Origin of the sequence: Streptomyces sp. NPDC059499, from assembly GCF_042749285.1 — a bacterium.
Taxonomy (GTDB): Bacteria; Actinomycetota; Actinomycetes; order Streptomycetales; family Streptomycetaceae; genus Streptomyces.
Window position 1 is genome coordinate 45,549 of the sequence record NZ_JBHYTT010000013.1, and the last position, 14,105, is coordinate 59,653.

Sequence of the window (14,105 nt, forward strand, 5' to 3'; positions counted from 1 at the left end):
CCTCCTCCTGTTTGACCGCAACCCCCCGAACCTTCGGACCCGGCGGCGGGGGGGGCACAGATATTCCGGGCGGTTTTCCCGGGGGGGCCCCCCGCCGTGCAACCGCACCACCGATGGAAGGGATCCACGAAGGATGACGACGCGCGGCAGATGGAGGCGGGGTCACGGGCGAGCGGCCGCGCGGGGCGGGGCCGTTCTGGCCGGGGTCCTCGTCGCGGGGATGATCCCGGGTGCGCAGGCATCCGCGGGCAACCGCGAGATCGATGTCGAGCTGGCCTATGCCTGTGCCTTTCCCTCAGGGGAGAGGACGATCGAGGCGCGGATCTCGGCCGTCGCCCCCGAGAAAGGCCGTGCCGGCGAAGCCGTGCAGATCAGTGAAGTGACCACGGAGTTGACCCTGCCCGCCGACGCCGTGGCGGATCTGATGACGGCTGCCGAAAGTACCGATTCCACGCCCGGGGCCGAACCCCCGGTTGGTGACGTGGTCGCCGACGGGGTGGAGAGCGTCGCGGCGGAGACCCGACTGACGGTCGACGTGACGCAGGAGGACCATTCCGCGGAGGCCGTGTGGATCGGCACCACCGAGGGCCTGGTCGCCGTCCCCGCGACGGGGGACCTCACGCTCCCCGCCTCCGGCGCGGTCCCCTCGGTGACGGCTTCCGCCGCCGGAGGTCTGACGTTCACCGCCGAGCGGTTGGCCGTGAAACTGACTCCGGTCGGTGCGGACGGAGCCCTGGCCAGGCCTCTGCCTCTGGACCTGACCTGCACCCCGGTGGCCGACCAGGATCAGCTGTTGGCGAGCGTGGCGATAGGCGCCGGCGCCGAGGAGACCACGCCCTGGCCGTCGGAGCCGGGTCAGGAAGAGGGCGAGGACGGCGACGGAACCGATCCGGCGGCGCCGAGGGTAGGGGCCCGAGAGGCCGTGCCCGCCGCCGAGGCACCGGAGTGCGTGGGTGACAGGGAGAACTGGGCTCATCTGGTCGCCTACATCACGGGGTACGCGAACGTCACCAAGCTCAAGGGTGCGGCGAAGTTCCCGGTGGCCTGCGCGAAGATCCTGCAGGGGCCGCAGAGAATCGTGCCACCCGAGGAGACCGCGGACGGACTGGCGCATCTGATCCAGGACTCCACCGCCGTGGTCGACCACTTCGGCCGACCGCAGCTGCCGCCCGCCACCGCGACCTTCCTGACCTTCGGCTTCATGCCCACCACGGCCACGATGGAAATGACGCAACAGCCGGTGGAGAAAGATGCCGACGGTAACCCGATCTACAACGTGCATTCGGATTTGACCCTCAACGGCCTCGACACCTTCGGGTCGACCGTCATCACCATGGACTTCTCGCTTCGCCTCTTCGACGTCAAGGTCAACGGAGTGGGATTGGACGTCGGCCCCAACTGCCGTACGAGTAAGCCGTTCCGGCTCACTCTGTTGGGGAAGGTGTTCATGAAGGACTTCATATTCACCGGGTACACCCTCACGGGAGGGGGCCCACTCACCTCATCGGTCACCGTGCCGCCTTTCTCCGGCTGTGGAGTCGGGGAAGACCTCGACGATCTCTTCACCGCCTCCATTTCCGGGGAATCCGGATATGTGAAGCAGATCCAGGGTCCGCCCTGCGCGGCCCAGGTGTACGACGAGAGCGTGTGCACCGAAGACCGGCAGCCTCTGAAGATTCCTGTGGCGGAACGCTGACAGTTCCTCCGCCGTACAGCACTTCACCCGGCCCTCATGCCGATTCAAGAAATTCCGTGAAGCTGACCAAGAATTGAGGAAGCAATGAGATCTGTCCCGAAGAGATGGCGCGCCGGACTTGCCGTCACCGCCATCGCGGTCGCCCTTCCGCTGAGTACCACACCCGCCTCGGCGGCGTCCGCCACGGCGACTCTCAACGGGGACTGGGCACCCTTCTCCCGCTGTCCGGTCGACGCTCCCGCCATGCTCGCGGCCGACGGGCAGGACCTGGTCGCCTCCTGTGTGTCCTCCTACTCGCCCGGCGGTTCCATCAAGCTCGGCAAGACCGAGGTCACCACCGGCTTCAACGACCTGCAGTTCGGAGTCGTCCAGAACACGGGGGCCGAGACCTTCACCGTCGTCCCGCCGGCGGGCGGCGCGCTGGTGGGTGCCCCGGCGGAGATCCCCGGTGGTCTGCTCGGGCTGATGTGTGACGACACCCCGGTGATCTCCATCATCTGCGGCCAGATCACGAACGCGAGCCTGAACAGGATCACGGCGACGGTCGAGTCGGCAGGCACGCCCACGGAGTTCAACCTCATGGCGGGACTCACCACGGACATGCAGATCGTGAAGCTGCCGATCCGGATCCACCTGCAGAACCCGCTCCTCGGCTCCAACTGCTACATCGGATCGGCTGCCGACCCGATCGTCCTGCGCCCGCAGAACATCTCCGCCCCGAACGTCGCCGTACAGCGGTTCGACGGGAACGGTACGCGCAACGAGGAGGGTGACATGCTCAGGTTCGCCCTCACCGGGAACCAGCAGGGCGACAGCACCTTCTCCGTGCCGAAGGCGACCGGCTGTGGTCTGGCCGGGAGTCTCAGCTGGGCCGTGAACCTGAAGACCGGCCTGCCGTCCGCCACGGGGAACAACAGCCTGGTGCTGAACAACGCGTCGACCCACAGTGCCGCTCTCACCGCCCCCGGCCTGTTCCTGCCCAACGCCGGCAAGGTGCTCGCGCAGAACTGGCACTCGGCGGTCAAGTAGTAGATCACCCCGGCGCCCGGACCGCAGCACCCCGCTTTTGTCAGTTCCCGCGTAATTGCCGCACGACGCTTCCCCACGCCCGCTCCGGTCGGATCATTCCTGATCGGGGCGGGCTTCGGCATGCCGACAACACCGATACCGATGCCGGCGCCGCATACGGAAGGCCTCACTTTTCGACAGGTTTGGCAGGCCGACTACTCAGTCGTCAACAAGAAATCAGCGATATGAATTCAGGGTGCAGAAACTTCATGAACTCCTATTGCGCAGTCAGGTTACTGGCCCGTAGCGTCCCATCTGAGCGGCTCGGGAACGCGTCCGTACCTGCTTGTTCGGCGTACGTGGAGTCCTGGTCGCGCCCCCCTTGACCGGGACTCCTCCGGGAGTTCCTCCGGCAGCGGACCGTCCCGACGGGACGAGGTTCTCCCGCCATCGGGGTCTCGTGGTTCCGGCCCCCCGGAGCCGCGGGGTCCCGGTGCACCCGGAGAGCTTGCTCAGAATCCGACAAACCCGGGAAGCGGGTTTGTCACCTGGTGACAAGTGATCCATCCAGAGATCGAAGTCCGACGATTTCCGCTGTTCAACGGCTTGTCCCGGCGGTTTCGGCGGACATAACGTGCGCCTCCTGGTGCATGCGTGACGAGCCGCCATTGGATTTCTCAGAGCCGGAGCGATGACAGATGACTTCGTTCACCGACATGTCGAAGGAGGGCCGATGGGAATCGAAGTAGTCGTCGAGGGCCTGACGAAATCCTTCGGCAAGCAGAACATCTGGCAGGACGTCACCCTCACGCTCCCGGCCGGTGAGGTGAGCGTGATGCTCGGTCCGTCCGGAACGGGAAAGACCGTCTTCCTCAAATCCATCATCGGTCTGCTCAAGCCGGAACGGGGCCGTGTGCTCATCAACGGCGTCGACATGGTCAACAGCCCCGAGCGCGAGATCATGGAGACCCGGAAACTCTTCGGCCTCATGTTCCAGGACGGCGCTCTCTTCGGGTCCATGTCGCTCTTCGACAACATCGCTTTCCCCCTGCGTGAACACACTCGCAAGAAGGAATCCGAAATCCGCCGCATCGTCATGGAGCGGATCGATATCGTCGGACTGCTCGGCGCGGAGGAAAAGCTCCCCGGCGAGATATCCGGCGGCATGCGCAAGCGCGCCGGCCTCGCCCGGGCCCTCGTCCTGGACCCGCAGATCATCCTCTGCGACGAACCGGACTCCGGACTCGACCCGGTCCGCACCGCGTTCCTCTCCCAGCTCCTCATCGATCTCAACGCGCAGATCGACGCCACGATGCTGATCGTCACCCACAACCTCGACATCGCGGCCACCGTCCCCGACAACATGGGCATGCTCTTCTGCCGCAACCTCGTCACCTTCGGTCCACGCGAGGTCCTGCTCACCAGTGACACGCCCGTCGTCTCCCAGTTCCTCTCCGGACGCCGCGAAGGCCCCATCGGCATGTCCGAGGAGAAGGACGCGGCCACCCTCGCCGCGGAACAGGTGAACGGATACGGCTACGCCCCGGTGCCGCGCACCGTCGTTCCGCAGCTGGAACCCTCACCCGGAATGCCCGTCCGGCAGGGCGCGTTGCGCCGCCGGGAGCGGGTCGTCTCCATGATGGGCCAGCTGCCGGAGGCGGCCCGCACGGCCATCATGAACAGCTACACGCCGACAGCGGGCGGTGCGCGCCCATGACGGCACCGCTGCCCGTGCGGCCGTCCGAGCCGCCCCCGACGACACCGGTACCCGAGGACACCGCGCCGCGGCAGCGGCAGCCCTCACGGCTGCTCGCACCGCTGCGCGAGACCGGGAAGCTGTTCGCGCTCGCCGCCGCCGTATCCCGAGCGATCTTCCGCAGGCCCTTCCAGGTGCGGGAGTTCATCGAACAGTTCTGGTTCGTCGCCAGCGTCACGATCCTGCCCGCCGCTCTCGTGTCCATCCCGTTCGGCGCCGTCATCGCCCTCCAGGTCGGCTCGCTCACCGAGCAGCTCGGCGCACAGTCCTTCACCGGCGGCGCCAGCGTCCTCGCCGTCATCCAGCAGGCCAGCCCGCTCATCGTGGCGCTGCTGATCTCCGGAGCCGCCGGCTCGGCCATCTGCGCCGACCTCGGATCGCGGAAGATCCGCGAAGAGCTCGACGCGATGGAGGTCATGGGCGTCTCGCCCATCCAGCGGCTCGTCGTCCCGCGGGTCCTGGCCACCATGCTCGTCGCCGTCCTGCTCAACGGCCTGGTATCCGTGGTCGGCACGCTCGGCGGCTACTTCTTCAACGTGATCATGCAGGACGGCACGCCGGGCGCCTACCTCGCCAGTTTCTCCGCCCTCGCGCAGCTGCCCGACCTGTACATCGGCGAACTCAAGGCGCTGATCTTCGGCTTCATCGCCGGCATCGTCGCCGCCCACCGCGGGCTGAACCCGCGCGGCGGCCCCAAAGGCGTGGGCGACGCGGTCAACCAGTCCGTCGTCATCACCTTCATGCTCCTGTTCTTCGTGAACATGGTCCTCACGGCGATCTACCTCCAGATCGTCCCCCCGAAGGGGGGCTGACCGGTGTCGATGCTCAGTTGGCTCGATCGGTCGGGCGACCAGCTCACCTTCTACGTGCGGGCCCTCATCTGGATCCCCAGGACCCTGCGCCGCTATCTCAAGGAGGTCCAGCGGCTCCTCGCCGAGGTCGCCTTCGGTAGCGGCGGCCTGGGCGTCATCGGCGGAACCATCGGCGTGATGATCGCGATGACCCTCGCCACCGGTTCGGTCGTCGGCCTCCAGGGCTATGCGGCGCTCGACCAGATCGGCACCTCCGCGTTCACCGGCTTCATCTCCGCGTACTTCAACACCCGTGAGATCGCCCCTCTCGTGGCCGGGCTGGCCCTCTCCGCGACCGTCGGCGCGGGCTTCACCGCCCAACTCGGCGCGATGCGGATCAACGAGGAGGTCGACGCGCTCGAAGCGATGGGTGTGCGGTCCATGCCCTACCTCGTCACCACCCGGATCATCGCCGGCGTCGTCGCGATCATCCCCCTGTACGCGATCGGGCTGCTCTCCTCCTACCTCGCCTCCCGCTACATCACGGTCCTGTTCAACGGTCAGTCCGCGGGCACCTACGACCACTACTTCAATCTCTTCCTCTCCCCGGACGACGTGCTCCTGTCGGTGCTCAAAGTGCTGATCTTCAGCGTGCTGGTGATCCTCGCCCACTGCTACTACGGCTTCCACGCCACCGGCGGCCCCGCCGGCGTCGGCGTGGCCGTGGGCCGGTCGGTACGCAACGCCATCGTGCTCATCAGCGTCACCGACTTCTTCCTCTCGCTCGCCATCTGGGGCGCGACGACAACGGTGAAGGTGGCCGGCTGATGCCCTCGTCCAAGGCGCAGACGGTGCGCCGCAGAACCGCCGGCGTGGCCTTCGTGCTCGTGCCCGCCGTGCTCGTGTGGGTGTCGGTCTCGGTGTACGAGAAGGACTTCAGCGACGACGCCACCGTGACCGTACGCACCGGGAGCGTCGGCAACGAGATGCACGACAACGCCGACGTGAAGCTGCGCGGTGTCGTCATCGGGCAGGTGCGCGACATCGCGGCCGACGGCGACGGGGCGCGCCTGACCCTCGCCATCAAGCCCGACAGGCTCGGGCAGATACCGGCCGACGTCACCGCGCAGATGCTGCCGACCACCCTCTTCGGGGAGCGGTTCGTCGCTCTCGTACCGCCGCCCGTCCCGTCCGCACAGACCCTGCGAGCGGGCTCCGTGATCCCCCAGGACCGCTCCAGCAACGCCATCGAGCTGGAGGAAGTCCTCGACAACGTCCTGCCGATGCTGACCGCGGTCAAACCGGAGAAGCTCGCCGCCACCCTCAACGCCGTCTCCCAGGCCCTGGAGGGACGCGGCGACAAACTCGGCGACACGCTGGTCACCCTCGACGCCCACCTCAAGGAGTTCAACCCCCAGCTCCCCACGCTCAACGCGGACATCAAGGAGCTCGTCAAGGTGAGCACCCTCTACGCGGACGCCGCCCCCGACGTCCTGGACGCGCTCACCGACTTCACGACCACCAGCGGCACCATCGCCGAGCAACAGGCGGAACTCGCCGATCTGTACGGCTCCACCACCGCGTCCGCCCAGGACGTCACGTCGTTCCTGCGGCGGAACAAGGACAACCTCATCCGGCTCTCCGCGACGGGCCGGCCGACGCTGGAACTCCTCGCCGAGTACGCGGACGCGTTCCCCTGCACCCTGCGCACGATGGCGGGATTCGTCCCCGCCATGGACAAGGCGCTGGGCAAGGGCACCGGTCAGCCCGGCCTCCACGTCACCCTCAAGGCCGTGAAGTCGAAGGGCAAGTACGTGGCGGGCAAGGACACCCCGGTCTACAGCGCGACCGGCGGCCCGCACTGCTACTCGGTTCCCTACGTGGGCAGCACGGTCCCGACCGCCGACGCCCGCGGCGTCGGCAACGAAACCGCCCCGGCGGCGGGGGAGGAGGCCGCAGCGCCCGCCGCCACCGACAGCGCGCTGGGCATCCCCAACTCCCCCCAGGAGAGCCGGCTCGTCAACGAACTCATCGCCCCCTCACTGAAAGTGCAGCCGCAGTCCCTGCCCGACTGGAGCAGCGTGCTCATCGGTCCGGCCTTCCGCGGTGCGGAGGTGAAGCTCAAGTGAAGCGCCGCTCCCTCGCGGGACCGCTCGCGAAATCCATCGTCTTCGTCGTGGTGACCGTCCTGGCCACCACCGTCCTGGCCCTCTCCATCGCCAACACGGGGGTCGGCGACACGACGACGTACAAGGCGAGGTTCACGGACGCCACCGGGCTCGTCGTCGGTGACAGCGTCCGGATCGCCGGAGTCGAGGTCGGACAGGTCGAATCGATCGAGGTGGCCGACAGACGGCTGGCCGAGGTCGCCTTCGCCGTCCGCAAGGGCCGCAAGCTGCCCGCCTCGGTGACCGCGTCGATCAAGTACCTCAACATGGTCGGCCAGCGCTACATCGACCTGGACCAAGGCGCCGGGCCCGTCGGCAGGAGCTTTGCCGCGGGGGCGACCATCCCGCTCTCCCGTACGACCCCGGCGCTCGACCTCACCCAGCTCTTCAACGGATTCCAGCCGCTCTTCGAAGGGCTGTCCCCACCGGACGTCAACCAGCTCGCGGGCTCCATCGTCCAGGTGCTCCAGGGCGAGGGCGGCACCGTCGACAGCATCCTCTCCCACGTCGGATCGCTGACCGGCACCGTCGCGGCCAAGGACAAGGTGATCGGAGAGGTGATCAAGAACCTCAACACGGTCCTGAAGACCGTCAACGACCGTGAGGCGGGCTTCAACGACCTCGTCGTCACCCTCCAGAAGCTCGTCACCGGGTTCTCCGGCGACCGCAAGCCCCTCGGCGAGGCGGTCACGGCCATGGGCGCGCTCACGACGGTCACCGCCGGCCTCCTCGAGGACGGACGCAAGCCGCTCAAGGAGGACATCAAGCAACTGGGACGTCTCACAGTCCAGTTGGAGAAGGGAACGCCGCAGATCGAGAGCTTCCTCGCGAAGACCCCCGCCAAGATGGAGGCGATCACCCGCCTCACCTCGTACGGATCGTGGCTCAACCTCTACCTGTGCGAGGCCAAGGTCTCCGGAGTGAGCACCGAGGACGGCAGCGCCCCACCCACCGGCATCGCGATCACCCGACCGAGGTGCCTGGCATGAGAATCAAGCCCGTACGGGAACGCAACCCCGTGGCCGTCGGCATCGTCGGACTCCTCGTTCTGACTCTCCTGGGCCTGGCCGCCTACCGCGCCGACGCGCTGCCCTTCATCGGCGGCGGAACCACCTACAGCGCCGACTTCACCGAGTCGGCCGGACTCGACAGCGGCGACGAGGTGCGGATCGCCGGCGTGAAGGTCGGAGAAGTCACCGGCGTCTCGCTCGACGGCGCCAAGGTGAAGGTCGACTTCAAGGTGAAGGACGCCTGGATCGGCAACTCCTCCACCGTCGGCATCGCCATCAAGACCCTCCTCGGTGAGAAGTACCTCGCAGTCGACCCGCTCGGCGACGCCCCGCAGGACCCCGGCACCCGCATCACCGCGAGCCGCACGACCTCCCCGTACGACGTCACCCAGGCGTTCGACGGACTCGGCGAGACCATCGGGGAGATCGACACCGCCCAGCTCGCCCGGAGCTTCGAGACGATCTCCGAGACCTTCAAGGACTCCCCGCCCGACGTGCGCAGCGCGGCGAACGGTCTCTCCGCACTCTCCAGGACCGTCTCCGAACGCGACGCCCAGCTCGCCACCCTGCTCAAAGGCAGCAAGCAGCTCACCAAGACACTCGCCAACAAGAAGAGCAGCTTCGAAACCCTGCTGGAGGACGGCAACCTGCTCCTCGGCGAGATCCAGGCCCGTCGCGACTCCATCCATCTGCTGCTCACCGGAACCCGGAATCTCGGCACCCAGCTCACCGGGCTCGTCACGGACAACGACAAGCAGCTGAAACCCACCCTGGACTCGCTCGGCCGGGTCACCGCCGTCCTGGTGAAGAACCGGAAGAGCCTCGACAAGGTGCTCTCGATGGCCGGCGCCTACAACCGGCTCGTCGGCAACACACTCGGCAACGGCCGCTGGTTCGACAACTACGTGTGCGGCGTCGTCCCGAAGGACTACCTGCCCGGGGGCACCCTTCCCGAGGACGACTGCATGCCGCCGAAGCAAGGGGGCCGCTGACATGAGACCCGCACGCATCATCGGTATCGGCGCCGGACTCGCCGTCGTCGCCGTGGCCGCCACCTCCGGTGTGATGGCCATGGACGACGCCGGAAGGACGACGGTCACCGCCTACTTCGACCGGGCCACCGGGGTGTACGCCGGCTCGGACCTGCGGATCCTGGGCGTGAAGGTCGGCACCGTCGAATCCGTGGAGCCGAGGGGCAAGGAGGTCGCGGTCACCCTGCGGCTCGACGAGGGCGTCAAGGTGCCCAAGGAGGCCCACGCCGTGGTCGTCGCCCCCAGCCTGGTCGCCGACCGCTACGTCCAGCTCGCGCCCGCGTACAGCGGAGGGGCGCAGATCGAGGACCACGCCGTGCTGCCCGCCGCGAACAACGCGACACCCATCGAGGTCGACCAGCTGTACGAGTCGATCACGGAGCTCTCCACGGCGCTCGGCCCGGACGGGGCCAACGCCGACGGAGCCCTGGCCGGACTGCTGGAAACCGGCGCGAAGAACCTCGACGGCAACGGAAAGGCCATCGGGGACTCCATCGAGCAGTTCGGAAAGGCGACGAAGACGCTCGACAGGAGCAGCGGAAACCTCTTCGACACCCTCTCCTACCTGCAGACCTTCACGACGATGCTGAAGGAGAACGACGGCAATGTGCGCGCCGCCGAGCAGCAGCTCAACTCCGTCACCGGATTCCTCGCCGACGACAAGAAGAACCTCAGCGCGGCCCTGAAGGAGCTCGGCAAGGCGCTCGGGCAGGTCAAGGGCTTCATCCAGAAGCACCGCGGCGCACTCAAGGAGAACGTGGACCTCCTGGTGCCGCTCACCCAGACCCTGGTCGACCAGCGCGCCTCGCTCGCGGAGTCCCTCGACACGCTGCCGCTCGCGGCAACCAACGTACTCAACGCCTACGACCCGGCGAACCGCACCCTCAACGGCCGTACGAACCTCAACGAGCTGTCCATGGGCGGACCGCTCACCGAGGCCGACGCCGCAAGACTGGAAGGGCTGGCGCCGGTGGACGCCACCCGGCAGAAGGCGCTGCCCGTGCTGCCGCTGCCCGCGATCGGCACCGTCTACGGCACCCCCGGGAAGACCGCCACTCCCGGGAAGACCGGCACCCCCGGGAAGACCGGGACGGACAGGAAGACGGAGGCGAACCGATGAGCCGTGTCCTGCGCAGACCCGGAGCCCGCGCGACCACGGGCCTCGCCGCCCTGCTCGCCGTCGGCGTCGGCCTCGCACTCGTCGCCACCGGCGTCGGCATGCCCTCCTTCACCGGCATCGACCAGGTGCCGCTGCCCGGCGGCGCCGACCTCGGCGACCACCCGTACGAGATCACCGCCGAGTTCGGGGACGTCCTCAGCCTCGCTCCGCAGTCCTCGGTCAAGGTCAACGACGTCGCGGTCGGCAGGGTCACCAAGATCTCCCTCACCCCCGGCGGCTGGACCGCGAAGGTCACCATGCGGGTCAACGGGAAGATCAAGCTGCCCGGTAACGCGTACGCCCACCTCGAACAGTCCAGCCTCCTCGGCGAGAAGTACGTCCAGCTCTCACCGCCCGCCGCCGGCACGGCCGAGGGCGACCTCGCGGACGGCGACCGGATCCCGCTCACGCGCACCAACCGCAACCCCGAGGTCGAAGAGGTCTTCGGCGCCCTGTCGATGCTCCTCAACGGCGGGGGCATCAACCAGCTCAAGACCATCACCACCGAACTCAACAAGGCACTGGCCGGACAGGAACCCCAGATCCGTTCGATGCTCAGCCGCGTCGACACGCTCGTCACCAACCTGGACGACCACAAGGAAGACATCACCGAGGCGCTCGACGGCGTCAACCGCCTCTCCGCCACCCTCGCCACCCGCAAACAGGACGTCGGCACCGTACTCACCGGGCTGAGCCCCGGAATGAAGGTCCTGGAGAAGCAACGCGGTTCGCTCCTGACCATGCTGCGCTCGCTCGACACGCTCTCCACCGTCGCCGTCGGGACGATCAACAAGAGCAAGGCCGACACGATCGCGGACCTCAAGGCGATCGCCCCCACGCTCCGGGCCCTCGCCGACTCGGGCCAGGACCTGCCCGACTCCCTCCAGGTGCTGCTCACCTACCCGTTCACCGACGAGGTGCTGCGCGGGGTGAAGGGCGACTACCTCAACGTCTACCTGGATGTGACGGCCGTGCCCGGTACCCAGATCATCCCGGCACTCACGCCGGGCGGCACCACGCCGTCTGCCCGGCAGAAGGCGGCGCTTCCCCTGCCCCTTCCCTCGATCACGACACCGGGCACGGAGGGCAGCAGCCGATGATCACGCTCGCCACCCGGCTCAAGAACATCGCCTTCCTCGTCATCGCCGTGCTCGTACTCGGCTACCTCGGTGTGCGGTACGCCGACCTCGGCCACTACGTCGGCCTGCGCAGCTACTACACCGTGACCGTCCAACTGCCGCAGACCGGCGGCCTGTACACCCACTCCAACGTCTCCTACCGGGGCGTGTCCGTCGGCAGGGTCGGCCCGATCGAACTCACCGACGACGGTGTCGAGGCCGAGCTGCGCATCGAGAACGACGCACCGCGCATCCCTGACAGCCTGGAGGCAGTCGTCGCCAACCTCTCCGCCGTCGGCGAGCAGTACATCGACCTGCGGCCCACCCGTGCGGACGGGCCCTTCCTGGAGAACGGCTCGGTCATCGACCAGGCCGACACCACGATCCCCGCCCCCGTCACCAACGTCCTCACCAGCGTCAACGACCTGACGGCGTCCGTCGACGCGGAAGCGCTGCGCACCGTCGTCGAGGAATTCGGTGCGGCCTTCGACGGGCGCGGTGACGACCTCCAGGTCCTGCTCGACACCGGCAGCGAGTTCGTCGAAGCGGCGGACGAGGCACTGCCGACCACCACGAAGCTCATGGCCGACGGCGAGACCGTGCTGCGTACCCAGGCCGAACAGGGCGACGCCCTCAAGGGCTTCGCCTCCGGTGCCGAGGAACTCGCCGCCGAACTCAAGGGATCGGACGGCGACCTGCGCCGGCTGATCTCCGCCGCCCCCGACGCGACCGCACAGATCAGCGGGCTGCTGCGTGACGTGGAACCAGGCTTCGGCGTCGTCGTCGCCAACCTCCTCACCACCTCCGAGGTAGCCGTCACCCGGCAGCGTGGACTGGAGGAACTCCTGGTGAAGGTCCCCGCGGTCGCCGCAGCGGGAGCGAGTGCGGTCGACGAGGACGGTGCCCGGTTCGGTATGTCGGTCACCTTCTTCGAACCACTGCCCTGCACCGCCGGATACGGCTCCACGACCTACCGCGAGGGCACCGACCTCTCACCGGCGCCCGCCGTCAACACCAAGGCCCGCTGCGCCTCCTCGCCCGGCACCGGGATCAACGTCCGCGGCAGCGCCAACGCCCCCAGGGGCGGGCCCGTACCCGCACCGGCCGTGCCCGGCCCGCTCCTCACCGGCACCGGCACCGACGGGGACCGGCTCCCGGGCGCGTTCGGCACCGCCGGCGACACGTCGTCGGCGCCTCGGGGCATGGCCGGACTGCTGGGCCTCGGAGGTGGTCTGTGAACGCCCGGACGAAGCGCCTGAGCGGCTGGGCCGTGCTTGTCGCCGCCGTACTGATCTGCGCGCTCGGCGGCTGGTCGTACGCGCAGGCGCGCGGCGACGACACCCTGTCGTACGCGAAGAGCCGCGACGCCGCACTCGGCGAAGGGAAGCGGCACCTCGCCCGGCTGAACACCATGGACGGCAAGGACGGCACGACCGTCGCGGCGGGGCTCGACGCCTGGCTCGCCTCCTCGACGGGTCCGCTGCACGACGGGCTGAGGAGCAGCCGCACGAAGGATGCGAGCGAGCTCACGAAATCCGGGGCCACGGCACGCGGGAAGGTCACCGACGCCGCGCTCACCGCGCTGGACGAACGCGCCGGGACCGCCGCGATGATCGCGACCGTCGACGTCGAGGTCACCCCGCGCACCGGAAAGGGCGGCACGGAGCGCAAACGCTTCGAGGTGAGCCTCGCCCGGACCGGCGACGGCTGGAAGGTCAAGGCACTCGAGGCGATACCCGTCGGGAGCGGCACATGAGGCAGCCCGGAGGGACCACCGTGCCGAGCACCACGATCGACACCGGCCCGGATGCGGGGACGGCGGAGCCCCGGGCCGACGAGAAGGCGGCACCGAACCGCCGACGCCCGGCCCGAACCGTCGCCGCGTTCCTGGTCGTCGTCCTGCTCGTGTCCGGCGGCGCGTTCTTCGTCGCCGGCCGGCAACTCCGCGACACCCCCGCCACATCCAACCGCGCGCTGACCGACACGGCGGCGACCACCCGGGTCGCGGGCGATGTCAGCAACGCTCTGGGCAAGGTCTTCTCGTACAGCCCGCAGGCCACCGCCGTGACGAAGGAGTCGGCGAAGCAACTGCTGGCGGGCAAGGCGCTCCAGCAGTACGCGGCACTGTTCGGCCAGGTCGAGAAGCAGGCCGCCGACCAGAAGCTGACGCTCACCACCCACGTCGTACGCGCGGGAGTGACCCGGCTCAGTGGCAGCAGCGCCCACCTGCTCGTCTTTCTCGACCAGGTGTACGAGCGCGAGGGGAAGGCCGCCACCACCGCGGCAGCCCAGCTGTCCGTCACCGCCGAACTGCGGGACGGACGCTGGCAGATCGTCGAGATCACCTCCAGGTAAGGGGAGAGGCACC

General features: G+C 68.3%; 13 protein-coding genes. All 13 read left to right on the top strand.

Features of this window, described 5'->3' with window-relative positions; all coding sequences use genetic code 11:
• Positions 1-133: 133 nt before the first annotated feature.
• The 13 genes from ACFW9O_RS26700 (at position 134) to ACFW9O_RS26760 (ending at position 14,092) form a co-directional block, all read left to right on the top strand.
• Entirely contained in the window at positions 134-1,696 is a 1,563-nt protein-coding gene (locus ACFW9O_RS26700) for a DUF6801 domain-containing protein (protein WP_384612770.1), read from the top strand.
• Positions 1,697-1,780: 84 nt separating this feature from the next.
• Positions 1,781-2,725, top strand: coding sequence for a hypothetical protein (locus tag ACFW9O_RS26705; RefSeq protein ID WP_384612771.1), 945 nt, complete (start codon positions 1,781-1,783; stop codon positions 2,723-2,725).
• A gap of 712 nt (positions 2,726-3,437) precedes the next feature.
• Entirely contained in the window at positions 3,438-4,421 is a 984-nt protein-coding gene (locus ACFW9O_RS26710; RefSeq protein ID WP_384612773.1) for an ABC transporter ATP-binding protein, read from the top strand.
• A complete protein-coding gene (locus ACFW9O_RS26715) occupies positions 4,418-5,272 on the top strand; it encodes an MlaE family ABC transporter permease (RefSeq protein WP_384612774.1) in 855 nt (284 codons plus the stop codon). Before ACFW9O_RS26710 ends, ACFW9O_RS26715 begins: the two co-directional genes overlap by 4 nt.
• 9 nt (positions 5,273-5,281) lie before the next feature.
• Positions 5,282-6,079, top strand: a complete 798-nt coding sequence (locus tag ACFW9O_RS26720) for an ABC transporter permease (protein WP_329214935.1) — start codon at positions 5,282-5,284, stop codon at positions 6,077-6,079.
• The gene (locus ACFW9O_RS26725; protein ID WP_384612776.1) at positions 6,079-7,380 is read left to right on the top strand and encodes an MCE family protein; all 1,302 of its coding nucleotides are present in this window, start codon (positions 6,079-6,081) and stop codon (positions 7,378-7,380) included. Before ACFW9O_RS26720 ends, ACFW9O_RS26725 begins: the two co-directional genes overlap by 1 nt.
• Positions 7,377-8,408: an MCE family protein gene (locus tag ACFW9O_RS26730; RefSeq protein ID WP_384612778.1), complete on the top strand. Its 1,032-nt coding sequence runs from the start codon at positions 7,377-7,379 to the stop codon at positions 8,406-8,408. Before ACFW9O_RS26725 ends, ACFW9O_RS26730 begins: the two co-directional genes overlap by 4 nt.
• Complete coding sequence (locus ACFW9O_RS26735) at positions 8,405-9,421, top strand: MCE family protein (protein ID WP_351169697.1); 1,017 nt, start codon at positions 8,405-8,407, stop codon at positions 9,419-9,421. The genes ACFW9O_RS26730 and ACFW9O_RS26735 overlap by 4 nt, the downstream gene beginning before the upstream one ends.
• A 1-nt stretch (position 9,422) precedes the next feature.
• Positions 9,423-10,580: an MCE family protein gene (locus ACFW9O_RS26740; protein ID WP_384612779.1), complete on the top strand. Its 1,158-nt coding sequence runs from the start codon at positions 9,423-9,425 to the stop codon at positions 10,578-10,580.
• On the top strand, positions 10,577-11,719 hold the full coding sequence (locus ACFW9O_RS26745) for an MCE family protein (RefSeq protein ID WP_384612781.1): 1,143 nt from the start codon (positions 10,577-10,579) through the stop codon (positions 11,717-11,719). The genes ACFW9O_RS26740 and ACFW9O_RS26745 overlap by 4 nt, the downstream gene beginning before the upstream one ends.
• Positions 11,716-12,975, top strand: coding sequence for an MCE family protein (locus tag ACFW9O_RS26750; RefSeq protein ID WP_384612783.1), 1,260 nt, complete (start codon positions 11,716-11,718; stop codon positions 12,973-12,975). The genes ACFW9O_RS26745 and ACFW9O_RS26750 overlap by 4 nt, the downstream gene beginning before the upstream one ends.
• The gene (locus ACFW9O_RS26755; RefSeq protein WP_384612785.1) at positions 12,972-13,493 is read left to right on the top strand and encodes a hypothetical protein; all 522 of its coding nucleotides are present in this window, start codon (positions 12,972-12,974) and stop codon (positions 13,491-13,493) included. The genes ACFW9O_RS26750 and ACFW9O_RS26755 overlap by 4 nt, the downstream gene beginning before the upstream one ends.
• A complete protein-coding gene (locus ACFW9O_RS26760; protein WP_384612787.1) occupies positions 13,490-14,092 on the top strand; it encodes a hypothetical protein in 603 nt (200 codons plus the stop codon). The genes ACFW9O_RS26755 and ACFW9O_RS26760 overlap by 4 nt, the downstream gene beginning before the upstream one ends.
• Positions 14,093-14,105 lie beyond the last annotated feature (13 nt).